General features: G+C 63.6%; 35 protein-coding genes. 22 read left to right on the top strand and 13 right to left on the bottom strand.

Going from position 1 to position 19,245, the window contains the following annotated elements; all coding sequences use genetic code 11:
* Positions 1 to 6: 6 nt before the first annotated feature.
* The 3 genes from H8A95_RS15940 to H8A95_RS15930 all read right to left on the bottom strand — a co-directional run bounded on the left by H8A95_RS15940 (position 7) and on the right by H8A95_RS15930 (position 1,182).
* Positions 7 to 231: a cold-shock protein gene (locus tag H8A95_RS15940; RefSeq protein ID WP_229183974.1), complete on the bottom strand. Its 225-nt coding sequence runs from the start codon at positions 229 to 231 to the stop codon at positions 7 to 9.
* 198 nt (positions 232 to 429) lie between these two features.
* Positions 430 to 1,038, bottom strand: a complete 609-nt coding sequence (locus tag H8A95_RS15935) for a ParB/Srx family N-terminal domain-containing protein (RefSeq protein ID WP_229183973.1) — start codon at positions 1,036 to 1,038, stop codon at positions 430 to 432.
* A gap of 3 nt (positions 1,039 to 1,041) precedes the next feature.
* The gene (locus H8A95_RS15930; protein ID WP_229183972.1) at positions 1,042 to 1,182 is read right to left on the bottom strand and encodes a hypothetical protein; all 141 of its coding nucleotides are present in this window, start codon (positions 1,180 to 1,182) and stop codon (positions 1,042 to 1,044) included.
* 71 nt (positions 1,183 to 1,253) lie between these two features.
* Between H8A95_RS15930 and H8A95_RS15925 the strand changes: the two genes are divergently transcribed.
* From H8A95_RS15925 to H8A95_RS15870, 12 genes are all read left to right on the top strand, one after another.
* Entirely contained in the window at positions 1,254 to 1,841 is a 588-nt protein-coding gene (locus H8A95_RS15925; RefSeq protein WP_229183971.1) for a hypothetical protein, read from the top strand.
* 429 nt (positions 1,842 to 2,270) lie between these two features.
* On the top strand, positions 2,271 to 2,861 hold the full coding sequence (locus H8A95_RS15920) for a hypothetical protein (protein ID WP_229183970.1): 591 nt from the start codon (positions 2,271 to 2,273) through the stop codon (positions 2,859 to 2,861).
* A gap of 150 nt (positions 2,862 to 3,011) precedes the next feature.
* Positions 3,012 to 3,248: a hypothetical protein gene (locus tag H8A95_RS15915; protein WP_229183969.1), complete on the top strand. Its 237-nt coding sequence runs from the start codon at positions 3,012 to 3,014 to the stop codon at positions 3,246 to 3,248.
* Between the two features lie 102 nt (positions 3,249 to 3,350).
* Positions 3,351 to 4,439, top strand: coding sequence for a hypothetical protein (locus tag H8A95_RS15910; RefSeq protein WP_229183968.1), 1,089 nt, complete (start codon positions 3,351 to 3,353; stop codon positions 4,437 to 4,439).
* 78 nt (positions 4,440 to 4,517) lie between these two features.
* Positions 4,518 to 4,745 carry a hypothetical protein gene (locus tag H8A95_RS15905; protein WP_229183967.1) on the top strand — a complete coding sequence of 76 codons (228 nt, stop codon included), beginning with the start codon at positions 4,518 to 4,520 and terminating at the stop codon, positions 4,743 to 4,745.
* Complete coding sequence (locus H8A95_RS15900; protein WP_229183966.1) at positions 4,735 to 5,178, top strand: hypothetical protein; 444 nt, start codon at positions 4,735 to 4,737, stop codon at positions 5,176 to 5,178. Before H8A95_RS15905 ends, H8A95_RS15900 begins: the two co-directional genes overlap by 11 nt.
* Complete coding sequence (locus H8A95_RS15895) at positions 5,175 to 5,444, top strand: hypothetical protein (RefSeq protein ID WP_229183965.1); 270 nt, start codon at positions 5,175 to 5,177, stop codon at positions 5,442 to 5,444. Before H8A95_RS15900 ends, H8A95_RS15895 begins: the two co-directional genes overlap by 4 nt.
* Complete coding sequence (locus H8A95_RS15890; protein WP_229183964.1) at positions 5,434 to 6,264, top strand: N-6 DNA methylase; 831 nt, start codon at positions 5,434 to 5,436, stop codon at positions 6,262 to 6,264. The genes H8A95_RS15895 and H8A95_RS15890 overlap by 11 nt, the downstream gene beginning before the upstream one ends.
* Positions 6,261 to 6,884 carry a hypothetical protein gene (locus H8A95_RS15885; protein WP_229183963.1) on the top strand — a complete coding sequence of 208 codons (624 nt, stop codon included), beginning with the start codon at positions 6,261 to 6,263 and terminating at the stop codon, positions 6,882 to 6,884. Before H8A95_RS15890 ends, H8A95_RS15885 begins: the two co-directional genes overlap by 4 nt.
* Entirely contained in the window at positions 6,881 to 7,339 is a 459-nt protein-coding gene (locus tag H8A95_RS15880) for a hypothetical protein (protein ID WP_229183962.1), read from the top strand. Before H8A95_RS15885 ends, H8A95_RS15880 begins: the two co-directional genes overlap by 4 nt.
* Positions 7,336 to 7,677, top strand: a complete 342-nt coding sequence (locus H8A95_RS15875; RefSeq protein ID WP_229183961.1) for a helix-turn-helix domain-containing protein — start codon at positions 7,336 to 7,338, stop codon at positions 7,675 to 7,677. Before H8A95_RS15880 ends, H8A95_RS15875 begins: the two co-directional genes overlap by 4 nt.
* Positions 7,674 to 8,135 (top strand): hypothetical protein, encoded by a 462-nt coding sequence (locus H8A95_RS15870; protein ID WP_229183960.1) that lies wholly within the window; start codon positions 7,674 to 7,676, stop codon positions 8,133 to 8,135. The genes H8A95_RS15875 and H8A95_RS15870 overlap by 4 nt, the downstream gene beginning before the upstream one ends.
* 1 nt (position 8,136) lies before the next feature.
* On the opposite strand, the gene H8A95_RS15865 is transcribed toward H8A95_RS15870, so the two are convergent.
* The 10 genes from H8A95_RS15865 to H8A95_RS15820 all read right to left on the bottom strand — a co-directional run bounded on the left by H8A95_RS15865 (position 8,137) and on the right by H8A95_RS15820 (position 14,586).
* Positions 8,137 to 8,736, bottom strand: coding sequence for a hypothetical protein (locus H8A95_RS15865; protein ID WP_229183959.1), 600 nt, complete (start codon positions 8,734 to 8,736; stop codon positions 8,137 to 8,139).
* A gap of 120 nt (positions 8,737 to 8,856) precedes the next feature.
* The gene (locus H8A95_RS15860; RefSeq protein WP_229183958.1) at positions 8,857 to 10,686 is read right to left on the bottom strand and encodes an AAA family ATPase; all 1,830 of its coding nucleotides are present in this window, start codon (positions 10,684 to 10,686) and stop codon (positions 8,857 to 8,859) included.
* Between the two features lie 5 nt (positions 10,687 to 10,691).
* Complete coding sequence (locus tag H8A95_RS15855) at positions 10,692 to 11,585, bottom strand: DUF6551 family protein (protein WP_229183957.1); 894 nt, start codon at positions 11,583 to 11,585, stop codon at positions 10,692 to 10,694.
* On the bottom strand, positions 11,549 to 11,842 hold the full coding sequence (locus H8A95_RS15850) for a hypothetical protein (protein ID WP_229183956.1): 294 nt from the start codon (positions 11,840 to 11,842) through the stop codon (positions 11,549 to 11,551). Before H8A95_RS15850 ends, H8A95_RS15855 begins: the two co-directional genes overlap by 37 nt.
* Positions 11,835 to 12,371, bottom strand: a complete 537-nt coding sequence (locus H8A95_RS15845; RefSeq protein ID WP_229183955.1) for a RuvC family protein — start codon at positions 12,369 to 12,371, stop codon at positions 11,835 to 11,837. Before H8A95_RS15845 ends, H8A95_RS15850 begins: the two co-directional genes overlap by 8 nt.
* 9 nt (positions 12,372 to 12,380) lie before the next feature.
* A complete protein-coding gene (locus tag H8A95_RS15840; RefSeq protein ID WP_229183954.1) occupies positions 12,381 to 12,734 on the bottom strand; it encodes a hypothetical protein in 354 nt (117 codons plus the stop codon).
* A 363-nt stretch (positions 12,735 to 13,097) separates the two neighbouring features.
* Positions 13,098 to 13,712 carry a GcrA family cell cycle regulator gene (locus tag H8A95_RS15835; protein WP_229183953.1) on the bottom strand — a complete coding sequence of 205 codons (615 nt, stop codon included), beginning with the start codon at positions 13,710 to 13,712 and terminating at the stop codon, positions 13,098 to 13,100.
* Positions 13,690 to 13,851, bottom strand: coding sequence for a hypothetical protein (locus H8A95_RS15830; RefSeq protein ID WP_229183952.1), 162 nt, complete (start codon positions 13,849 to 13,851; stop codon positions 13,690 to 13,692). Before H8A95_RS15830 ends, H8A95_RS15835 begins: the two co-directional genes overlap by 23 nt.
* A gap of 49 nt (positions 13,852 to 13,900) precedes the next feature.
* Positions 13,901 to 14,338 carry a hypothetical protein gene (locus H8A95_RS15825; protein WP_229183951.1) on the bottom strand — a complete coding sequence of 146 codons (438 nt, stop codon included), beginning with the start codon at positions 14,336 to 14,338 and terminating at the stop codon, positions 13,901 to 13,903.
* Positions 14,335 to 14,586, bottom strand: a complete 252-nt coding sequence (locus H8A95_RS15820) for a hypothetical protein (RefSeq protein ID WP_229183950.1) — start codon at positions 14,584 to 14,586, stop codon at positions 14,335 to 14,337. The genes H8A95_RS15825 and H8A95_RS15820 overlap by 4 nt, the downstream gene beginning before the upstream one ends.
* A 3-nt stretch (positions 14,587 to 14,589) precedes the next feature.
* Here H8A95_RS15820 and H8A95_RS15815 point away from each other — a divergent pair, with 3 nt between their 5' ends.
* The 10 genes from H8A95_RS15815 to H8A95_RS15770 all read left to right on the top strand — a co-directional run.
* Positions 14,590 to 15,399 carry a S24 family peptidase gene (locus H8A95_RS15815; RefSeq protein WP_229183949.1) on the top strand — a complete coding sequence of 270 codons (810 nt, stop codon included), beginning with the start codon at positions 14,590 to 14,592 and terminating at the stop codon, positions 15,397 to 15,399.
* The gene (locus tag H8A95_RS15810; RefSeq protein ID WP_229183948.1) at positions 15,396 to 15,752 is read left to right on the top strand and encodes a hypothetical protein; all 357 of its coding nucleotides are present in this window, start codon (positions 15,396 to 15,398) and stop codon (positions 15,750 to 15,752) included. Before H8A95_RS15815 ends, H8A95_RS15810 begins: the two co-directional genes overlap by 4 nt.
* Positions 15,753 to 16,050: 298 nt before the next feature.
* Positions 16,051 to 16,386, top strand: coding sequence for a hypothetical protein (locus H8A95_RS15805; protein WP_229183947.1), 336 nt, complete (start codon positions 16,051 to 16,053; stop codon positions 16,384 to 16,386).
* Positions 16,386 to 16,685 carry a hypothetical protein gene (locus H8A95_RS15800; protein WP_229183946.1) on the top strand — a complete coding sequence of 100 codons (300 nt, stop codon included), beginning with the start codon at positions 16,386 to 16,388 and terminating at the stop codon, positions 16,683 to 16,685. Before H8A95_RS15805 ends, H8A95_RS15800 begins: the two co-directional genes overlap by 1 nt.
* On the top strand, positions 16,685 to 16,858 hold the full coding sequence (locus H8A95_RS15795) for a hypothetical protein (RefSeq protein ID WP_229183945.1): 174 nt from the start codon (positions 16,685 to 16,687) through the stop codon (positions 16,856 to 16,858). Before H8A95_RS15800 ends, H8A95_RS15795 begins: the two co-directional genes overlap by 1 nt.
* On the top strand, positions 16,855 to 17,115 hold the full coding sequence (locus H8A95_RS15790) for a hypothetical protein (protein ID WP_229183944.1): 261 nt from the start codon (positions 16,855 to 16,857) through the stop codon (positions 17,113 to 17,115). The genes H8A95_RS15795 and H8A95_RS15790 overlap by 4 nt, the downstream gene beginning before the upstream one ends.
* Entirely contained in the window at positions 17,112 to 17,417 is a 306-nt protein-coding gene (locus H8A95_RS15785; protein ID WP_229183943.1) for a hypothetical protein, read from the top strand. The genes H8A95_RS15790 and H8A95_RS15785 overlap by 4 nt, the downstream gene beginning before the upstream one ends.
* A complete protein-coding gene (locus tag H8A95_RS15780) occupies positions 17,417 to 17,749 on the top strand; it encodes a hypothetical protein (protein ID WP_229183942.1) in 333 nt (110 codons plus the stop codon). Before H8A95_RS15785 ends, H8A95_RS15780 begins: the two co-directional genes overlap by 1 nt.
* A complete protein-coding gene (locus H8A95_RS15775; protein WP_229183941.1) occupies positions 17,739 to 18,665 on the top strand; it encodes a YqaJ viral recombinase family nuclease in 927 nt (308 codons plus the stop codon). The genes H8A95_RS15780 and H8A95_RS15775 overlap by 11 nt, the downstream gene beginning before the upstream one ends.
* A 1-nt stretch (position 18,666) precedes the next feature.
* On the top strand, positions 18,667 to 19,245 hold a 579-nt coding region (locus H8A95_RS15770; RefSeq protein ID WP_229183940.1), incomplete at its 3' end, for a hypothetical protein.

Raw genomic sequence — 19,245 nt, 5'->3', positions numbered from 1 at the left:
GACGGATCAGGCCAGCGCGACTTGCGCCGCTTTCTTGCCGTTGCCCTTCTTCGAGTTCGAGTCGACCAGCACGTAGCTGACCTTCTGGTCGGTCGCCAGCTCGTTGAGCGTGCCGGTGAGATCGGTGCGGTGCACGAAGACTTCATCGCCGCCATCATCGGGGCGGATGAAGCCGAATCCCTTTTCGTCGTTGAAGAACTTGACCGTGCCGGTGATGCGGACGCCTGACATCTGCTGTTCGCCTCATGATGGAAATGAAAGCGGCCGGCGGGCCCTAAGGCGGTGCCGGCCGCAGTGGTGCGCAAGCTTTCGCGAAGCGCCTTGCGGCCGCCTCGGTATCGTCAGTTCACAGACGGCGACGGCCTGGTCTGTGTCAGGCAGCTCGCGCGCGCTCGGTTTGTTCTCCAAGAACGGGTATGACACCCGATCTCATCCGATATTGATCGTGCCTTGCTCGACGCTGATGCCGGCGAAGGGCTTCATCGCGGCTTCGAGCGCGCGCAGGGCGTTGGCCTGCTGATCCAGCGGCCCGCGGACGCTGATCCAGAATTCGTCCTGCACCGGGCCGGTCTCGATCTCCTTGACCTCGAGCTCGGTCGGCTCGTCGAGGATCCGTTTCAGCTCGGCGGGCCCGAAGCCCAGCGACAGCGCGTTCTCGCCGTCGTCCTGAATTTCGAGGAGCACGTCGCGCAGGATGTCGTCATCCCAGCGCGAGTTCTCCGGGATGCGATTGAGCGCGATGCCCATCGCCTTGTAGCCGGATTCCGTCAGCCCGGCGACGACGCGGCAGTCCGCGGTGTCGCGGCCCATGCGCTTGAGCGCTTCCAGCCTGGCATGGCCGCCGATCACCTGACCGTCGGGCCGGATGATCAGCTTGTCGACGAAGCCGAACCGCTCGATCGAGGCGACGATCTGCGAAATCTGCGCCTCGGAGTGGCGGCGGGCATTCTTCGGGTCGGAGCGTAGATCGGCGACCTTGCGCGTCTCGTCGGTGATGACGGGCTGGCCGGTTGGCTTCTGCTGCTGCGGCTTTGCCATAGGTCACACCAAAAAGATCGCGAGCACCAGGGCGGCCAGCACGCCGACGACCATCAGCAACACCGGCCACGGCGATTCCGGCTCGCCGTTGTGGTCGGCCCAATAGTCGCGGGCGCCTTGGCGCACGCCGAAATGACGGGGCATAAGCTGGTTCCAATGGTTGTTCGGCCGCCGAGCAGCCGGTATTTTCCGTCGCCCTTTGGGAGGGGACGGGAATGAAGAAGTTTTTCGCTTGGTTGGTGGTCGCGTTGGGCCTCAGCGGCCTGATTTCGAAGGCCGTCGAGAGGTGGGCCGAAAGGAACGGCTATATCGACGATCCCACCAAAGCCTGGAGCTGGGCGGTCAGCTTGGTAGCGTCGCTGACGCATCACTGGTTGTTCTGGCCCTCGGTGACATTCGTCGCCGGTGTGACCCTCGGGCTGTGGATCGACAGCCTCAAGCCCAGCAGAGAAAAGCTGTATCGCGAATGGCGACAGATCGGCTTGCAGCTAATGCAACTCACTGCGGCCATCGCCGGCCGCCTTTCGACTTCAGATCCGTGGCCATCCTGCATTGAGGACCTGGTGCCAGAACTAAAATCGCTCCTCATCCGCACCGGAAAATCCGGGATATGGGCGCCGCCCGACGAAATCATGACCCTGCCAGATCGCGGGAATATGCTGCTGCACTATCTCGACTACGTTGGTCGGACGCTGGCAGATGGACATATCGACGATGCGAGGCATTACGCGAACAACACTGAGAAGGAGCTGCATCAGCGCCTGGGACAGATGCGCGGAATGTCTCGCGTTAAGAGCGGGTGAAAGAAGGCCGGGGACATCAGGGACAAAGTGGGCAATGCGGCGCCGTCAGGCGCGCAGCATGTCGGCACCGGTTCGCGCGGTAGAGAAGGGATTCTGTGTTTGGGGAGAGTGAGGAGGGGAAGCGCTCGCCTTGAAGGCTCGCTTCCCTCGTCTCGGGCAGAGTTCGCCCATCACGTCTGCGCGCGTAGAAGCGGGGACATTTTGATAGCTGTCAATGGGGCTTCGGGGACATTTCGATGCGGGCGGCGCGTAACACGCTGAAAAATCGAGCGAAGAAAATTCCGAGGGACAAAAGAGACATTTCGATTTTCGAGCGAATGTCCCCGGAAATGTCCCCGAGATTTTCGGTCACTCGCTCAATGAGTCGGATCGGCGACGATACCTATTCGATCGGTCCCAGCCCGAATGTCCGCTCTTCGGCAGGTCGTCATGAGAGAACCCGCGCAGTCGTTCGGCATCGCGACGCTGGTCTGCATTCGTGGCTGCGAGCACGACGAGCTGCCTTGTGAAGTCGGCCAGATAGGCCGAATAGGGGATCGACTTTTCGCCTTTTGCGGCCTGCTGCTCGCGGTGGATTTTGTACCGCGCATTGACGTCCTTGAGCCGACCCTCTTGGCGCGACTTTTCGACATGGACGAGCACCTCATCGACTGCGCGCTCGGCATCGGCTTTGACGACGGCGAGAGTTCGCCATCGGGCGCCGAGTTCGGCGGCGGCATTCACCAGGCGGTCGCGGACTTGGCGAACCGGCAGGTCGACCCAACCTTGTGGCCGCTCGGCGCCGATGTCGCGGAAGTCGGATTGCACGCGCATCAGCACCAGCTCGGCATGCTGCGGCTTGGCGAACCAGAACGCGTCGAAGAGATCGAATTTGCGCTGTTGCTCGAGCCCGATCAGGGCAGGGCAACCATTCGGCCCGGCGTGGATCAGCACCGGCCGGACATCCAGCGCGCCCAGATAGGCCCGCACCAGCTCATCCCGTTTGCCCATGGCGACGTTCTACCCCGTCAGGGTAAATAACCGCTGTTTCACGTGAAACAAAATGAGAACACGAAATCAAATAAATAGCTGATTTTGTGGAGAAAAAGACTTGCGGCTCAGACCAAAATGCGGTTTTATAACCTCATTCCAGCGGGGCATCGCCCCACGTCCACAACGGAGAATGTGACCATGGCCTTCGCTTTTGATACCCTCGGCTACTCGAAGCACCTGCAGGACGCAGGTGTTGCCCGCAGAGAGGCCGACGCCCATGCGGAAGCTGCCCGGGAATTCGTCATGAACGAACTCGTCACGAAGGCTGATCTCGCTCTCGCCCTCGACAACCTGAAGTCCTCGATGACCATCCGCCTCGGCAGCATCGTGGCTGCTGGCGTCGCTGCGCTGGCGATCCTGCAGCGCGTTCACTGACGCTTTCGCCTTGGGCGGTCGTAATGGCCGCCCAATGGAAAGCGCCAGCACCTTCCACCACATGGGGCAACGCCCCGCCAACGCACACGGAGAAACGTGCAAATGTCGACTACCCTCACCCAAGCCAATTCGCAGTGGTCCAGCCGTCCCGCCGATGAGCGCTTCGGATCGCTCAAGGCGATGCATCAGGCGGCGACCAGCTTCAAGACCTCGGCCATCGTCGAGGAGATCAAGACCAACGCGCTGCGCGTTGCGGCTCAGGGCTCCGAGCTGGTGCTGCACGCCGGTCGCGATGTCCCGGCCGCGGCGCTGACGAACTGGTCCTTCAGCCAGCTTGCCAGCCGCGCGTCGGCTCCGACCGCTTACCTGAAGAACCTCCCGGCGAAGCTCGCGGCCGACTGCCTGAACCACGGACTTGCCGAGGCCGGCACCGACGAGAAGGGCGCGCAGCTGCTCCTCGGCAGCAATGGCGTGGCGCCGGTGGCGCGCGCGATCACCTCCGACAAGTACAGCCGCATTTGGAACGCCGACATCACCGCGCGCCTGCTCGAGCTCGAAGCCACCGGCCCGTGGCAGCCAGCGCCGGCGGCGTTCGATGGTTCCCGTGGCCTCTACCTCGGCGATCGCGACATGTTCGCCTTCCTCGTCGACAACGAGCGGCGGATTTTCGAGAAGGGGCCGGGCGGTGGCCTGTCCCGCGGCTTCTTCTGCTGGAACAGCGAGGTCGGTGATGCGGCGTTCGGCATCATGACGTTCTGGTACGAATACGTCTGCGGCAATCATCGGGTCTGGGGCGCGCAGGACATCGCGGAAGCCAAGATCATTCACATCGGCCGCGATCAGTCGTCGAAAGCCTTCGACATGATGTCGGTCGAGGTCAAGAAATACGCCGAGGCCTCGGCCGCCGACGACGAGCTGAAGGTCGAGCGGTGCCGGCGTCACGTCATCGGCGCGAAGAAGGACGACGTTCTTGACGCCATCTTCAAGCTGAAGGTGCCGTCGCTGACGAAGACGCTGGCCGGGCAGGCCTATGACCTCGCCGAGAAGCGGGTCGACTGGTACGGCGCGCCCAACACGGTGTGGGGCTATGCCGGCGGCTTGACCGAGATCGCCCGCGACATGCCGAACGCCTCGGACCGTCACGCGATCGACTGCGCGGCGACGCGCATCATGGAAATGGCCGCGGCCTGATCCATCCCCGGGGGCGGCCGCAAGCCGCTCCCGCTCTTCCCCTTGGGGCATCGCCCCGCCTTCCGAAGGATCATATCGATGCGACAGCTATCCGACATTCGGCCCGGCGATCGGGTCTATTCCGAGCAGGAGGGCGCCCGCCGCGCGGCCGCAGCTCGCTCGTTCTGGTCAGACCATCCGCTCAATCTCGCCTTCCGCGCAGCGCGCCAGGTCGAGAGCTTCAACCTGAAGGACTTCACGGCGTTCGTGCTCGAGCTGCCGGCCGATCAATTCCAGGCCCTGACGGGAGGGCGCGATGCTCGCTGAACCCGTCAAGGAAATGTCCGCCGCACAGAAAGCGTGGGCAACACGCCGGGCCCGTGACGCCGCGCGCGCCGATCTCGAAACCCTGAATCGCGGCATCGAGACGCCGCCGACGGCCTTCCGGGAGAGCAAGCCGGTGGTCGATCTCAACATCAATCACCACGCGGTCGGCTGCGGAATGCGCCGCTATGTGGTGCTGGACTGCGGCCCGCGGCTCGTCCGCCTGTTCTCCTATTCCAAGCTGATCGCGATCACGGTCGACCGCCTGACGTTCGATCGCAAGGCCATCGGCGCGCGCGACGCCAAGCGCGACGTCATCGCCAGCATCATCCGCCGCAACATCGCGCTTGCTGAAAAGATCAACGACGAGGCCAAGTCGATCGTCATGCCAGACGGCGGCCGCGATGCAACGCGCGCGCTCGAGGTGCTGCGATGACATCGCTCGAACGCATCCTGTCCACGCCGCTGCGCGCAGAGAGGCGCGGCGGCTATGCGGCGGTGAAGGTCGCTGCCGATGGCTATCACGTCGCGACGGTGAGCCCCGGCATGAACGACGCCGGCGACTATGCGCGGTTGTTCGCCGCAGCGCCCGCCATGCTCGCGGCGCTCAAATCCATCACCCGAAACTCGGCCTTGTCTGATGCGTGGCTGGCGCCGGTTCTAGCCGCAATCGATCAAGCGGAGCGCGGCAATGTCCGTTAAGCGCTCTGCTGTCCTGCTCAATACCGACGCGCACCGACCTGCGCGTGATCAGCTGATTGATCACCTGAACCAGGTCACACGCCGCGAAGGCTGGCGCGATCACGAGGCCATCAGCTATTGGCTCGATGCGACGTTTCGATCGATGCGCGGCGCGACGCTCGTGCATCGGCAAGAGGAGCACGACAAGAACGAAGCCGAGTACATGCGCATCGTGAAGCGGTGCCGGCATCCGATCGAGACCATGACAGACCTGTCGCACATGTTCGGCGCGCTGGTGCTCGCGCTCGAGGCCGAGCCGGTGGACTTCATCGGTCCGATCTTCGGCGAGCTGGCATCGAGCGCGCAACTCGGCCAGTTCTTCACGCCGTATCACGCCTCCAAGATGATGGCGGCGATGATCATTGAGGAGCCGATGGATGCCTTCCAGCGATCGGGGCAGAGCTACATCACGTTTCAGGAACCGGCGTGCGGGGTCGGCGGCATGGCGCTGGCGGCCTGCGAGGTGCTGCGGGAATATCAGTTCGATCTCGCGCGCCAGGTCCATTGGACGCTGGTCGATATCGACTATCAGGCGCATTGCGCCGCATACCTGCAGATGAACCTCTGCCACATATCGGCGGACGTGATCCACGGCAACACGCTGTCGCTCGAAACGTGGATCTCGACCCCAACGCTCGCCGCCATCCTGCACCCCAAGCGGCCAAAAGCAGGGACCCAGGCCGATCCGCCATCGGCCGCACCGGAAACCCCGGCGATCGAGCAGGCCGCCCCACGGCCGACCAATCCGGTCCAATTGCCGCTTTTCGAGGGGCTGACATGACGAACGCACTGGCCCCGGTCGACGATCTGGCTGCACGGCGCACGGCCGCGGCGCGCAAGGCATGGAAAACGCGGCGTGCGCAAGGCTGGACGCCGGGCGGCAACTTTCCGCAGAAATCGGAAAGTTCGAGAGCGGCCGCGGAGGAGGCTCTTGCAGCCTTCGAGCGCGAGGCCGCGTCCGATCGGCCGGACTGGCACGGCGCGGCGCTGAAGCTGAAGCGCGCGTTGATGCCTGCACCTCGAACGTTAACGCAAAAAGTGACATCGGCGCTGCCGGCGCCGGTCTGGCACGATTACCCGGTCGACAAGACCAGCTCGTTCGCGATCCGGACCGACAGCCTGGTGGTGACCTTCGCCGACGGCGAGGTGGTGCGGGCGCCGGCGGTCTCGATCAAGACGAGGCCGACGAACATCGGCCGAGGCCTGCGGGTCGCGATCGCGTTCTATCAGGCTCGCATGTGCTGGCGCCGGGGCATCCGGTTTCGGCCTGGGGTCCACGCCGCGGTACCGGCGATCGCCTTGTGTATCTGCGAGGACTGCGGGGAGACTTTCGACCCGGGAATCTGTACGGTGCGCACCGAAGAAGACAGGAAGGCGCAGGATTGGAAGATCAAGCGATGAACATCAACTCAGCCCCAACAAACGAGCAGCTATCAGTCAGATTCGCCTATGACAGTTCGTCTTTCGCAAAGGCGGCAGGATCACTCTCAGACACCGAAGGATTCGGTCCGCGCTATTACCTCTTTTGTCATTCGCTTGAACTGATCCTGAAGTCATACATCCTTGCTTCTGGAGGCGACCAGGCCGAGCTAAAGGGATTGGGTCACAAATTGAATGATAGCCTTGTGCGGGCCAAAGCACTCGGCTTTGCCTCTCCAACGACAGACTTCGATCTTTTCGTCGACTGGCTTGACCCGTTCCATCGGTCTCACGATTTCAGATACGCGACGACTGGCTTTAAGCGGGTGCCGACATCCGAGGATTTGATCCGCGTACTCAAGGCCGCCCACGACCAGGTCGAGCCGGTTGCGAGGGCGTCGTATTTGCGGGCAAATCCGCCGGTTTCGCAAGCATGACCGGCGACGAGCTCAAGGACATCCGCGAGGATCTCGGCAACGCGATCGGCCGGCGGCTTTCCGTCGCCGACATGGCAAAGATCGTCGGCATGGCGCCGGCGAACGGCGCCGACACGTGGCGGAAATGGGAGACCGGGGCCGGACCCAGCGGCCCGGTTGCGGCCCAGCTCGATCTGCTCAAGCTTGCCTCCCTCGAACACAATCCCGGCCCCGACATGTTGCGCGGCGCGGCAGTGGCATCTCAGCGCTTCGGCGTAGATTTCAAGGGCGGCGTGATCGCGACGGCGATACTGCGCTCGATGCTGATCGAGGAGATCAGGCGGAGGCTTGCACAATGACCGATTTACTCCCGGCAATTTCATCTGCGGCAGCCGCGTTCGTCGGTTCATGGCTCGCCGCGCGGTTCGCGCTAGATCGCTTCCGCGACGAGAAGACTTGGGAGCGCCGCGCGGCGGCATACACTACAATTTTCGAAGCGTTTCATGATTTGGATCGCTGGCTCAACGACGAGATTGGTTCGCTCAAGTTTGCTGATGATAATGTTAAGTGGGTGAGGGAGAGCAAGGAAAGCAGTGCCCGCGAGTCCAACGCAGCAATTGCCAGGCGAATCGCCTCCGAATCCTGGATCCTGTCCGACGCTTTTCGCAAAAGGTTTGAAGCCTATAAAAACGCTTTCGTCGTTTCGGATGACAATAATCTCTCGTTCCTGCAGGCTATGCGGGACCATAATCGCAAGGCTGTGGAAGACCTCCGCGAGATTGTGCGGAAAGACCTGAATGTGAAGGCGGGGGATTAGCTCACGTCACCGGCAGCTTGCGCGCAATGAGCCGCTCGGTGACGGTCTTCAAACCTCGCTGCCACTCCAACTGAAAATACTCGTGGTTGATGTGGCGCTGCTCGCATCGCTTCCGGATATCGACGCGCATCGCCGCCCACATCGCGCGCAGGCTGAGCGCACGCGCCAGGTCCGGCTGATCGGCGAGGTGCTCGAACGGCCAGCGGAGCGCCTGATCCATCCTGGTGATCTGCGCGGTGGTCGGCGCCAGACGGACGCGGTTGCGCTTGTCCTCGAAGCTCTCGCCGGCGTCGGCCATATCGAGCAGGTCCTTTAGCGACGGTCGCTCCTGAACCGGTGTCGGCATGCCGTTGCCGAACTGCTTCGGCCTAGTGCGCGCGGGCAGGGAGGTCAGCACCGCGAAGGCCTCCTCGAGGCGATCGAGGACATGGATCTGCGTCCATTGGGGCGGCAGATCGCGCGGAACATCGCGCCCCGGGCGCGGCGGCGCCGACGCGCCCCAACCGAGAGCGCCGAGCACCTGCCGGCGGAGACCGGCATCACCTTCCTGCTCGACGAGATGCACCAGCTCTGCCTGCTGAGCCGGGGACATTTTGGACAAGGTGAGGTCAATGTCCCTAATGTCCATTTTGTCCCCCGGTTTTGATTTACGCGGTTTTTCAGCCATTTGCGGCGCCGATGATTTTGTCCTCCGGGGACATTTTGGACAAAAGGGACACGATCATGTCTCCGGGAACTCTTCCTGAGAGGGGACCGTGTCGGCCGATCCGAAGTCCCCGCGCGCCATGTCGAGGGGGGTCTCGACGGTGGCGCGGCCAGTGAGCCAGACGTAAGGGTTGACCTTTCCGATGATACCCAGCGCATAGAGGCGCTCGCCGGCGCGGGTCATCGCCTTTTTGATCGAGGCCTCCTCGGCATCGGCGGCGATCGCGGCATAGGCGTCGCGCCAATGCTTGTATTGGACCACGGTGCTGATCGCCCGCGGCAGCTTCAGCTTCTCCGGGGTCGGCTCGCCATGCTCGGCCAGCGCATCCTTCAGCGCGGTCAGGATGTTCTTCTGCTGGCTGGTCAGGCTGATGGTGCGATCCTTGGCCTTGCCTTCGAGCTTCAGCTCGAGCTTGCCGCCGATCGGCAGAGTGACGCAGGAAGTGATGGGCTTGCCGTCGCTGGCGCGGCGGCCGAGCTCGACCTGCAGCAGCTCGAACAGGATCTTGGTGCCGTCCTCGCCGTCCTTCTGCTTGTCGAGCAGTGCGGTGCGGACCTTGGTCTCCGGATCGTTGGAGACCAGCATGACCTGGTCGATGTTGGCATAGATCGAGGTGTGTCCGCGCAGCTTCGTGCCGCCGGCATTCATATGATGGACCAGGCAGACGTGACAGCCGGGGAAGGCCCCGGATATCCTGTCGATGTTCGCCATGACCATTCCCATGTCACGGCCGGAGTTCTCGTCCGCAAGGCCCGTGGCCTTCGCCAGCGTGTCGATGAACATAGCCATCACAGGCATGCCGTAGAGCTGCTCGATGCCGGCGATCTCCTCGATCAGCGCGGCGGTGTCGCCCTCGTGGCTGAAGATGTCGATCTTGGACTGCAGCAGGTAGAGCGGGATGCGGCCGGCTGGCACGCCAAAATGCTGTCGCCATGCCCTGAACCGTTTCTTGACGCCCTTGGCACCTTCACCGGCCTGATAGACGACGAGGCCTGGCTTGAGGATCTTGTGCCCGAAGAACGGCCGAGCGGTGGCGATGCACGCCGCCATGTGTGTGGCGAGGAACGACTTGCCGGCCTTGGATTCGCCGCCGATCACGCTCTTGTCGCCAACGGTCATCAGGTCGTCGACCAGAAATTCATGCTCGGGCCCGGGCTCGTCGAGCTGCTCGAAGGCGATGCCGCCGAACCGCGACACGAAGGGAGCCGGCTCGGGCTCGAGGTCGTACTCGTCGTCAAGATCGCCCTCGCGATTGGCAAGCGTGCGGATCTGTGTGGCGATGGTACGGGCGAGATGCGCGGCGTCCGGCGCCATCGGCGCCTGGGCGATCAAGATGCCGACATAGCGGGCGAGGGGATAGCCCTCGAACACCGGATAGAGCGGATCGCCGCCGGCGGCATCCATCAGATATTTGACGCTGACCGGCTTGTCGGTCTCGCCGGGATAATCGGCGATCGCGGCAAACAGCTGCTTGTGGATCGGTTCGGCGAAGCCGTCGATCGTGACCTCTTCCTCGATCGCGGCCATCAGCGCCGGCTGCATCGCCAGCATGCCGATCAGCGCGCGCTCGGCTTGCATGTCATCCGGCAGCGGGTCCGGCGCCGCGTCGGTGATGTTCTCCTTCAGCCATTTCTCGGCCTGACCGTTCTGCAGGTTCTTGAACCGCTGGATCAGCTCGATGTGTGTGCCGCTGGTCTCATCCTCGAAATCGAAATACCGGCCGGTCTTGATGTTGACGACGATGTCTCCGAAGCGGACCTGTCCCTTTTCCGGCTCAAGGCCGGACGGTGCGCCGAGCAACCGGCGCGCCACGCGCTCCGTCAGCGCTCCATCTTTGGTCCGCAAGATCGTCATTGTTGAGTGACAAACGCCTTCTCGAGATGTTCGCCGATGATCTCGACGAGAGGCACGTGCACGCCGCAGCGCTCTTCCAGCGCGCGGACCCGTGCTTGGGCATAAGCCTCGAAGAAGTCGAAGGTCTGCATCGCGGCGATGAGCCGTTCGTCGCTTCCTCCCCATGTCGGCTCGCCGTTCAGCACAGTGCAAAGGGCTTCGACGACTGGAGCCCGCACCATCCCGATGTTTCCGTCCGTGGTTTTGGTGATGCAGCGCAGGGCCGCGACGAAAGTCGCGCGACCATAGCGCTTCAGCTGGGTCTCTAGCCGCGCTGGCGAAACGGTCTGGCCGACCGTCATATCCTTGGCGGCCACCGGATATCGGCAGACGGTGACGCCAGCCTCGTCGCAGGCCTCCTTGAATGCTGTGGCGTCGGCCTCGCCGGCGGCGACGCGGGCGTGGTAGAGCTGCATTGTCGAGATCGCTGTGACGCTGCCGTTTATCGCAGCGAAGGCGTTGGCCTGCTCCGCGAAGTCTGCCTTCATGACCAGGCAAGGCACATCGCGGATGCCACGCAGCGCGGCCGCCGTGGTGCGGTGCTGGCCGTCGATGATCGCATAGAGGCCGTCTGCGCCGCTGACCTCAGCAACGATGACGGGCGCGAACTTCGCCCAGGAGAAGTGTTCGGCGATCGACAGCACGCTTTTCTCGGATGTGCGGCCGATGATCTTGCGCTGGTACCGCTCATCCACGCGCAGCGCCGATATCGCAATCCAGAAGAGCTGCGGCTTCTCTTTGCGGTCGATATCGGAAAGGGTCTTGCCGACCAGTCGCGCCCTCAAGGTGGCGCCGGATATCCTGACGAGCTCAGTCATAGTGCTGCGGTCCTCATGATTGTCTTCAACCATGAGCCGCTCTTCTTGCGCTCCAGCACTGCGCGAATTTGCGGCTCGACGCTGGACATCTCCTGGAACAGTTCCATCGCGCGCTCGACGAGTGCGAGGTCACGCTCGAGGGCGGGCACGATCAGCTCATAGCCCATCCGCGAAAGACCGATCCGCTCGGCGATCAGCTTTGTCTTCTCGACGTCCATGCCGGCCTTGATCTTGAGCAGTGTCAGCGCCACCGCGATCTCGGCAAAAGTCGGCTCCCCCTGATCAGGCACGCTTCTTCTCCCCAAACAGATGCAGGACCTCCGGGGAATTCCCCATGAAGGTCTGTCCAGCCCAGTCCCAAATTCCCGCTGCTTCAGCAGCGTTATGATCAGGTGCGTCCCAACCCAGCACGCGGCAGCGATCGACCGACATCCGCTTGGCGACCTCGCCGGGATAGTTGCCCTTGCCGATGAAGTGCTTTCGCCAGGTGCTGATCGCGGCTGGCACCAGAGTGATGCCTTTGCAATGCGTGATGCCGCAGAGGATCCCGAACAGTCCGATGGTGATCATCGTGGTTTCGTGATTGGTGAAACCCTTGGCGCCGGACGGCGGCACGACGCGCTCGATGGCAACCAGGTCAGGAGGCTCGTCGCGCAGCTGGCTTGCCATCCATTCGACGGCGCGGGCATAAAGGCCGATTAGTTCGCCCGGGCCGCGGAAGTCGACGATCTGCAGGCGCGGGACCTCACCGGGTCGCCCGAAGGCGACGCCGGTCTTGCTGGCAACGTCCAGAGCAAGGATGGTCCCGCGCTTCTGCATGGCGAGGCCTCAGTGCGCGGCGAGGCTGTCGGCCGCGGCACTGGCCCGCGACGGAGTGCCGAGCTGGTCGACGGTGCCGGTCTTGATCGCCTGCTGCACGCGGTCATTCTGGTCGCGCACCTGATCGGTGAACGAACCTCGCGGCCGGCCGTCGCCTTCTTCGTCATCATCCTCGCCATCGAGCTTCTTGAAGCCCTTGGACGCGAGCTGCTCCTGGCCGACTGCATAGCCGTCATTGTGCCGGCGGTGCGCTTCGGTGGTGACGTGGTGGGGATTATTGCAGCTCTCGCCTGCAAGACCCTGACGCTTACCCTCATTGAAGGCGCGATCGGCGAGGGGAGTTCGGTCGTCGGAGGGGAACATGTCGGATTGCGTCCGATCGGAACACCAAGCCATCGCAGCACCTGCGCATCCTGCTGAATCCTGGCACGTATCGCGGCTTCGCCTTCGGGCGTCGAGGCCTCGATCAAGCACTTGATCTGCGCCATGCCGTTGGCGCCGAGATCGGCCTTGATGATCTTACCGTGATTGCGCAGCGCAGCGTCGGCTTCCTTCTTTGCTGCCAGCAGACGTTCGTGCTTCTGCCGGTGCTGCTCGAGCAGCGAATATCGCTGATCGTCCGTCAGCTCCTCGAGTGTCTGCCGCGGCGCCGATGATGCGGCGCTGCTCTTGGTACTTCCGCCTTCACTCTTCCTTCGTGCCATCATTGGCTCCTCTGGTTGAAAGCTACTGGGCAGCGGCGGCGTGCTTCGACACGCTCGCGCTGCGGATGGTGCCGGTGCGGTCGACCGCGCGCCTGGAATGGAACGGGCAGTACGGCCGCTTATCTTCGAGGTTTGCCGACAGCTCGCCGCAGAACATGAAGCTCTCGTCGTGGGGATCTCCCATCGGCCAGCGGCACGTGATGTTCGTCAGCTCGTCGAGCTTCACGCCTTTCGCGGTCAGCGCCGCCGGGTCTGCCACGACATGCGGGCGAGGGGCCCGCTGCTCGGTCTGCGCGGGCTTCTTGAAATAGGTTGGCACCAGCGAAACGGCTGCAATCTTGCCGGGTTTCGGGCGAGGCGGCGGTGCCGGCGGATCGATATTCTTTGGCGGTGTCGGCTCTGGCGACGGCGTCGCGGCGATCGCCGCCTGCCGCTCGCGTCTGGCTGCGCCATTGATGCTGCGCTGAAGCCGCTCCGCCTCGTCATATCGAGGCGGCAACTTCAAGCGAGTGACCTTGCCGAGCACACCGCTGCGCGAGATGTTGCCCAGCTCGTTCGCTATCTCTGAAGCGCTGTAGCCATCTGCCCAAAGCTTCCTCAATCGCTCGACGCGATCAACGGTCCACTCGCCCAGCATCCTGCCCATTCCTTTTTCGCACGCGTGACAGCGGCTCGCGCTGGTTCAGCGCCTCCGCGACGTCCGACCAGAACACCGCGCAGCGAACGAAACGCTGCGACAGCGCGGTCGAACCGTTGATGAGAAGCTGCCTGATCACGCCTGCTAGTCCTGACCGCAGAAGCGCTGCGGTGCCGCACACGTGATGCTTACGCTTGGTCGAATAGGTCCATCTGCCGCTGCCTGACGGCGTTGAGCTTCCGCTGCGCGGCTTCGATCTGCTTGCGGGTGACCCGCAACTCGTACGCGTTCCTGGTGGTGACCCACCATTCGGCGTCGCTGTCGCCCATGACGGCTTCGAGCACGTCGTACCCGGCATCCGACCGGAGGAGGGCGATCACGTTTTCAAGGGAAAGCCCGGTCTCGCGCGCGAGCCAGAACTGCACGGCGCGCTCCGAAACGTTGGCAATGTGGGCAACATGCGCGGCGGTTTTCTTCGGCCACCACCGCCTGAGAATGCTCACGATTTTATCAAAAACGCCGAAGAGCTCTTCGTCTTTCACGAAGGGCGCTACAGCCACCGAATTTGCTTTCGCCGGTGCTCGGCGTGATGGTTCGCGCATGAATGGAACAACAAGCTTCTTCATTGCGCGGCCTCGGGCTGGTGGGCGGACTGCGCTGGCGTCGGCGCGGGTCGCGGCACGCCAAGTGGCCAGGACTTGCCGTCATCGGGCCACCGGTCCGAGAACCACTGCATCGCGTGCTCGAACCGACTGGTGTAGAGGTCCTTGCCCTCCCTGATCGCGTCGAGGCGCTTGCCGTCGTTGAAGATCAGCGTGGAGACCCGCGAGGTCGAAAGGCCGGTTGCCGCGCAATAGGCATCGGTGACGGCCAACAGTTGCTCGGTGATTCTCATCCCCAAGATATGCGGTTCAATAACCGCAACTGTCAATGGTGTTCTGCGGGTTTTAGCACCGCAGACCCGTGGCATTCGGCACGGTACAAAAACCGCATGGCAAAAACCGATGCGAAATCAGTTCTGTCGCGGATAGATCGGCGCCTGAAGGCGCTGGCACCTGCGGGCAAGAAGAAGCTGAGCGACCGCGCCGCGTCGCTGCGCGCTGGTCTGCCAGAGGACGCGATCGGGACGATTCGGAAGCAGGTCACGAACAGGAGACAGTCCGGCTTCCGGGTCGAGACGATGGACAAACTCGCCCGCGGCCTGATGACAAGCCCGCAATGGCTGCTCCGGGAGGAGGGGGCTGAGTACGTGATCAACTTCGAGGCCGGCGTTCACCTCGAGAGCGAGGCAGTTCTCGCGCCCGCCGTCGAGGGAAAGACGGTCCCGATCGCGGGCTATGTCAGCGCCGGCGCGCAGGCGGTGTTCATCCCGTTGCCGGCCGGAGAGCTCGACCGCGTCGCCGCTCCGCCAGGCGCGACCGAGCAGACGCAATGCCTGCAAGTCCGCGGTGACAGCCTTGGCGAATTGTTCGACCGGTGGCTGGTTTTCTACAACGACATCCGCTCTCCGGTGACACCGGATCTGATCGGCAAGCTCTGCGTCGTCGGTCTCGCCGATGACCGCGTCGTCGTGAAGAAGATCAAACGGCAGGACGGCGAATACGTGCTGATCTCCAACACCGAGCCGCCGATGGCCAACATCGCGATCGTGTGGGCGGCGAGGGTGATCGACATGAGGCCGCAGTGAGACGCGCCGCCGCGGTTGCGGTGCTGGTGCTGACCGCGGCCAGCGCGAGTGCCCAGACCAAGAAACCGGACTGGCACACCGTCGAGGCCGACAACGGCGCGCGCTACAAGATCGATCTGAACTCGATCACAGCCTACAACACCGGCGCCGCGGACATCATCGCGTATATCGTCGAGGACGGTCAGCAGTATCGCCCCGACAATTTGCGCAGGCTCTGGTTCGACTGCAGGGGCCGATTCAAGGATCTGACCACCAGCGTCATGGGCGAATCGGTCTATGCGCCGCCGCGGTCGGTTATCGGCCAAATTTCCGCTATCGCCTGTGCCCGGTCGCCTAGTACCGCGGTTCGCTGACACCGTGGCGGCCGGGTTCGGGCCGATATTTTTATCCTGATCCGGAGACGAAATGCCTGGTCCCGGCCGCCTCAAGCGGCTGGGTGGCCCGGCTTTTGCACCCATATAGAATAAACTACTACTATATCCTCGTACTAGGACGGTGCTTTAGGCACCGTCCTTTACGGGTAGTGATTCAGGGGAAACGTACGCGCGCGCGACCCCGGCAAAAAAAATAAAAGCGGTTCAATAACCGCAAAAAGAGTTGACGCGGTTCTGTAACCGCAATACCTTCCCAATCAGACCTTGGGAGGGTTCGATGCGCACCACACCACAGAACGTCAGGGGCAACGCCCCGCTGTCCGGCAGGGGTTACACCCCGGCCGTCGAAACCCGCCCGGGTCAGCTCCCGGTCCGGTTCGAACGCAATTTCGGCATGTTCAACACCTGCCACAACGTGCAGGCCTATCGCGGCTTCGAGCACGTCGGCGGCGCGTCGTACTGCCCCGTCGCGAAGGACTGGCTGATCGCCGCCAACGGCCGCGATCTCGGCTCCTACCGCCACGACCGGGCGGTCTCGCTCGAGGCGAACCTCACCGCCATCGAAAACATCATCGGCGCCGCACTCGCGGACGAGCAGGCGAGGGCGGCCTGATGGGCGAGATCGCCGAAATGATGCTCGAAGGCATCCTTTGCGAAGGGTGCGGCGAACTGATCGACGAAGACGGCGTCGGTCATCCGCAGCGCTGCTCCAGCTGCGACATGTCGCCCCGGACACTGCGGTCGGTCAAGCGCGTGGTCGGCCGCGAGCGGCAGGCCGAACGTCACAACCGCGAACGTCGCGCGGCCGCAAGGCTGCGCAAGCCCTTCGAGTGCCACTGCGGGAAACTCTGTCGCACCGAGAGGGGACTCGAGGCGCACAAACGCGACAAGCACGGTGCAGGAGGCTGGTGATGGCAAACGATTTCCGCTGCCTCAGCCGCTGCCGATCGCCGCTGGCTTGCGCGGGCTTCGGCTACTGCCGCGAACGCAACCAGGATGGTTGCCCCATGGACGACGCCAACATCGAGCGGCGCCGCCAAGAGAACGCCCGCGACGAGCTACTGCGCGCCGGGAGGGCTTCATGATCGCCGCTGCTATCCTGTTCAGCATCGAACACCCGATCATCACCGGCATCCTGATCGGCGCCGGCCTCATCGGCGGGCCGCTCTCCGTCATCGCCTGGACGCTCGGGTACGAGCACGCCATGCGCAAGGTCGCGGTCTGGATGCGGCCGGTGAAGTCCGCTCCCGCGCTCGAGCCGATCCACGGCGACGTTCCGACACTGCCGCCAGTGCGCGAGCGGCGCTTCAGCTCCGTCGAACATCGCGGGTACCTGTCATGACCCGCAAATCATCCAAGCCAGCCTGCCGCGTCTGCGGTTGCACCGAGCACAACGCCTGCGAGGAAGGGTGCTTCTGGGTCCGCGTCGAAGCCCATAGCAAGCCGCTGTGCTCAGCGTGCAGCGGAACGCCGCGCGATGTCGTCGAAGTCTGCCGTCGTGTCCGATCGGTATTCCGCAAGTTCGGCATCGTGATCGACACTGCCGGCATCGCAAATGTTGTGCTCGGCGCGCTGCTGCGGCGTATCGAGGCTCGCATCAAGGCGGACGCCAATAATCCTGATGCAACGTGGGGAGGCCGCTGATGTCCACGCTCAGCCGCATGCTCACGACAGCAACCGCGATCCTCGCCGAGCAGGATCAGGATGCCGGGCGCAAGGACCAGCCGCCGTTCTTTCTCCGCACGACCTGGCTGTTCGCCGAGCTTGAGCTGCTCGCACCGCCGGTCGAGGAAAACATCTTCCAGCGGATCAAGATCGCGCGCCTCAGCAAGGACGTTGCCGCGCTCGGTCCGCTTCTGGATCTGGTCGACGCCAACACCGGCGTGATGGAAGACGGCCGCCGCAAGCACGAGCGGAAGCAGCTCGTCAGCTGGATCAGAGAACAGATCGCGAGGGAGGTTCCCAATGGCAATTGAACGCATTGCGATCGAGGATCGCGAACAGTGGCTTGCGCTGCGGAAGCAGGATGTCACGGCGTCGGTTGCCGGCGCGCTGCTCGGCGTCCACCCATATTCCACGGCCTACGGCCTCTACCTGCTGAAGAAGGGCGAGATCGTCGAGGATCCGGAGGAGACCGGGCCGATGCGCCGCGGGCGGCTGTTGGAGCCGGTCGCCGTCCAGATGTTGCGCGAGGATCGGCCGGACTGGACGGTCGAGGAGTATCCAATCGGCTACTACTACCGCGACCCAGCCGCGCGCATCGGTGCCACGCCTGACGTGTTCGCCACCAACGAGAAGGGCGAGCCCGGCATCGTGCAAGTCAAGAGCGTCGAGCCAGGCGTTTTTCGCCGCGAATGGAGGGCCGAAAGCGGTCTTGTTGAGCCGCCGCTCTGGATCGTCGTCCAGGCGATCCTCGAGACGAAGCTGACCGGCCGCGTCTGGGCCGCGGTGGCGCCGATGGTCGTCGGCTTCGGCGTGGAGCTGCCGATCGTGCCGATCCCGATCCACGACGGCGTGTTCGAGCGCATCAGGGTCGAGGTCGACCAGTTCTGGCGCAACGTCGAGCACAGCAGACCGTACCCGCCGGATTACGCCCGCGACGGGCGGCTGATCTCGTCGCTCTACCCGAAGGACAACGGCAAGCAGATCGACCTCTCCGGCGACAACGAGATCGGCGATGCGGTTGTCAGCCTGGAACGCGCTCGCGAGGCCAAGAAGCAGGCCGAGAGCAGCGAAAAGACTGCCAAGGCGGTCATCAACGAAAAGATGAAGGACGCCGCGCTCGCGCTGCTGCCTGACGGCCGGATGCTGTCGAACAAGACCACCGACCGTGACGGCTATTACGTCAACCCGACCAGCTTCCGAATGGTCAAAATCCTGAAGGGACGCTGATATGGCCTCGACAGCAAAAGCGCTGCCCGTGCAGCAGAGCACCAATGCCGAACCGCTGATCACCGCCGATCAGCTAGCGAAAGACTTCGACTATCTGGAAACCGCGGTCGCCACCGCGCTGAAGGTGGCCGACGATTTGCCGCCGGTGTTTGAGGACGAGGAAGACATCTCCGCCGCCCGCGAAGCCGTGCGGGGCCTGATGAACGAGGTCAAGCGCGCGGAGGCCCGCCGCGAAGACACCAAGGCGCCGTACCTCGACGCCGGCCGCGTGGTCGACTCGTATTTCAACTTGATGAAAAAGCGCTGCGCCGACGTACAGGCGCAGATCGAGGCTCGGGCCAAGCGCTATCTCGACCGAAAGGCCGAGGAGGAGCGGCGGCGGCGCGAAGAAGAAGCGCGGGTTGCTCGCGAGGCCGAACGCAAGCGGCAAGAGGAAGCGGCCGCCGCGCAGCGCGCCGCCGATGAAGAGCGTCGAAAGGCGGAGGAGGCGCGCCTTGCCGCGCAGCGCGAAGCCAACGATGCCCGGCGCCAGGAAGCCGAACAGGCTGCAGCCGCGGCCCGCGCGAGGCAGACCGGAAAG

Source organism: Bradyrhizobium oropedii, assembly GCF_020889685.1.
Lineage (GTDB): Bacteria > Pseudomonadota > Alphaproteobacteria > Rhizobiales > Xanthobacteraceae > Bradyrhizobium > Bradyrhizobium oropedii.
This window is presented reverse-complemented; position numbering and strand designations above follow the sequence as displayed.

What these genes read in the sequence shown, in the direction of transcription:
- H8A95_RS15940 (WP_229183974.1), bottom strand. Translation starts at nt 231, where the DNA reads ATGTCAGGCGTCCGCATCACCGGCACGGTCAAGTTCTTCAACGACGAA.
- H8A95_RS15935 (WP_229183973.1), bottom strand. Translation starts at nt 1,038, where the DNA reads ATGGCAAAGCCGCAGCAGCAGAAGCCAACCGGCCAGCCCGTCATCACC.
- H8A95_RS15930 (WP_229183972.1), bottom strand. Translation starts at nt 1,182, where the DNA reads ATGCCCCGTCATTTCGGCGTGCGCCAAGGCGCCCGCGACTATTGGGCC.
- H8A95_RS15925 (WP_229183971.1), top strand. Translation starts at nt 1,254, where the DNA reads ATGAAGAAGTTTTTCGCTTGGTTGGTGGTCGCGTTGGGCCTCAGCGGC.
- H8A95_RS15920 (WP_229183970.1), top strand. Translation starts at nt 2,271, where the DNA reads ATGAGAGAACCCGCGCAGTCGTTCGGCATCGCGACGCTGGTCTGCATT.
- H8A95_RS15915 (WP_229183969.1), top strand. Translation starts at nt 3,012, where the DNA reads ATGGCCTTCGCTTTTGATACCCTCGGCTACTCGAAGCACCTGCAGGAC.
- H8A95_RS15910 (WP_229183968.1), top strand. Translation starts at nt 3,351, where the DNA reads ATGTCGACTACCCTCACCCAAGCCAATTCGCAGTGGTCCAGCCGTCCC.
- H8A95_RS15905 (WP_229183967.1), top strand. Translation starts at nt 4,518, where the DNA reads ATGCGACAGCTATCCGACATTCGGCCCGGCGATCGGGTCTATTCCGAG.
- H8A95_RS15900 (WP_229183966.1), top strand. Translation starts at nt 4,735, where the DNA reads ATGCTCGCTGAACCCGTCAAGGAAATGTCCGCCGCACAGAAAGCGTGG.
- H8A95_RS15895 (WP_229183965.1), top strand. Translation starts at nt 5,175, where the DNA reads ATGACATCGCTCGAACGCATCCTGTCCACGCCGCTGCGCGCAGAGAGG.
- H8A95_RS15890 (WP_229183964.1), top strand. Translation starts at nt 5,434, where the DNA reads ATGTCCGTTAAGCGCTCTGCTGTCCTGCTCAATACCGACGCGCACCGA.
- H8A95_RS15885 (WP_229183963.1), top strand. Translation starts at nt 6,261, where the DNA reads ATGACGAACGCACTGGCCCCGGTCGACGATCTGGCTGCACGGCGCACG.
- H8A95_RS15880 (WP_229183962.1), top strand. Translation starts at nt 6,881, where the DNA reads ATGAACATCAACTCAGCCCCAACAAACGAGCAGCTATCAGTCAGATTC.
- H8A95_RS15875 (WP_229183961.1), top strand. Translation starts at nt 7,336, where the DNA reads ATGACCGGCGACGAGCTCAAGGACATCCGCGAGGATCTCGGCAACGCG.
- H8A95_RS15870 (WP_229183960.1), top strand. Translation starts at nt 7,674, where the DNA reads ATGACCGATTTACTCCCGGCAATTTCATCTGCGGCAGCCGCGTTCGTC.
- H8A95_RS15855 (WP_229183957.1), bottom strand. Translation starts at nt 11,585, where the DNA reads ATGGTTGAAGACAATCATGAGGACCGCAGCACTATGACTGAGCTCGTC.
- H8A95_RS15845 (WP_229183955.1), bottom strand. Translation starts at nt 12,371, where the DNA reads ATGCAGAAGCGCGGGACCATCCTTGCTCTGGACGTTGCCAGCAAGACC.
- H8A95_RS15840 (WP_229183954.1), bottom strand. Translation starts at nt 12,734, where the DNA reads ATGTTCCCCTCCGACGACCGAACTCCCCTCGCCGATCGCGCCTTCAAT.
- H8A95_RS15835 (WP_229183953.1), bottom strand. Translation starts at nt 13,712, where the DNA reads ATGCTGGGCGAGTGGACCGTTGATCGCGTCGAGCGATTGAGGAAGCTT.
- H8A95_RS15825 (WP_229183951.1), bottom strand. Translation starts at nt 14,338, where the DNA reads ATGAAGAAGCTTGTTGTTCCATTCATGCGCGAACCATCACGCCGAGCA.
- H8A95_RS15805 (WP_229183947.1), top strand. Translation starts at nt 16,051, where the DNA reads ATGCGCACCACACCACAGAACGTCAGGGGCAACGCCCCGCTGTCCGGC.
- H8A95_RS15800 (WP_229183946.1), top strand. Translation starts at nt 16,386, where the DNA reads ATGGGCGAGATCGCCGAAATGATGCTCGAAGGCATCCTTTGCGAAGGG.
- H8A95_RS15795 (WP_229183945.1), top strand. Translation starts at nt 16,685, where the DNA reads ATGGCAAACGATTTCCGCTGCCTCAGCCGCTGCCGATCGCCGCTGGCT.
- H8A95_RS15790 (WP_229183944.1), top strand. Translation starts at nt 16,855, where the DNA reads ATGATCGCCGCTGCTATCCTGTTCAGCATCGAACACCCGATCATCACC.
- H8A95_RS15785 (WP_229183943.1), top strand. Translation starts at nt 17,112, where the DNA reads ATGACCCGCAAATCATCCAAGCCAGCCTGCCGCGTCTGCGGTTGCACC.
- H8A95_RS15780 (WP_229183942.1), top strand. Translation starts at nt 17,417, where the DNA reads ATGTCCACGCTCAGCCGCATGCTCACGACAGCAACCGCGATCCTCGCC.
- H8A95_RS15775 (WP_229183941.1), top strand. Translation starts at nt 17,739, where the DNA reads ATGGCAATTGAACGCATTGCGATCGAGGATCGCGAACAGTGGCTTGCG.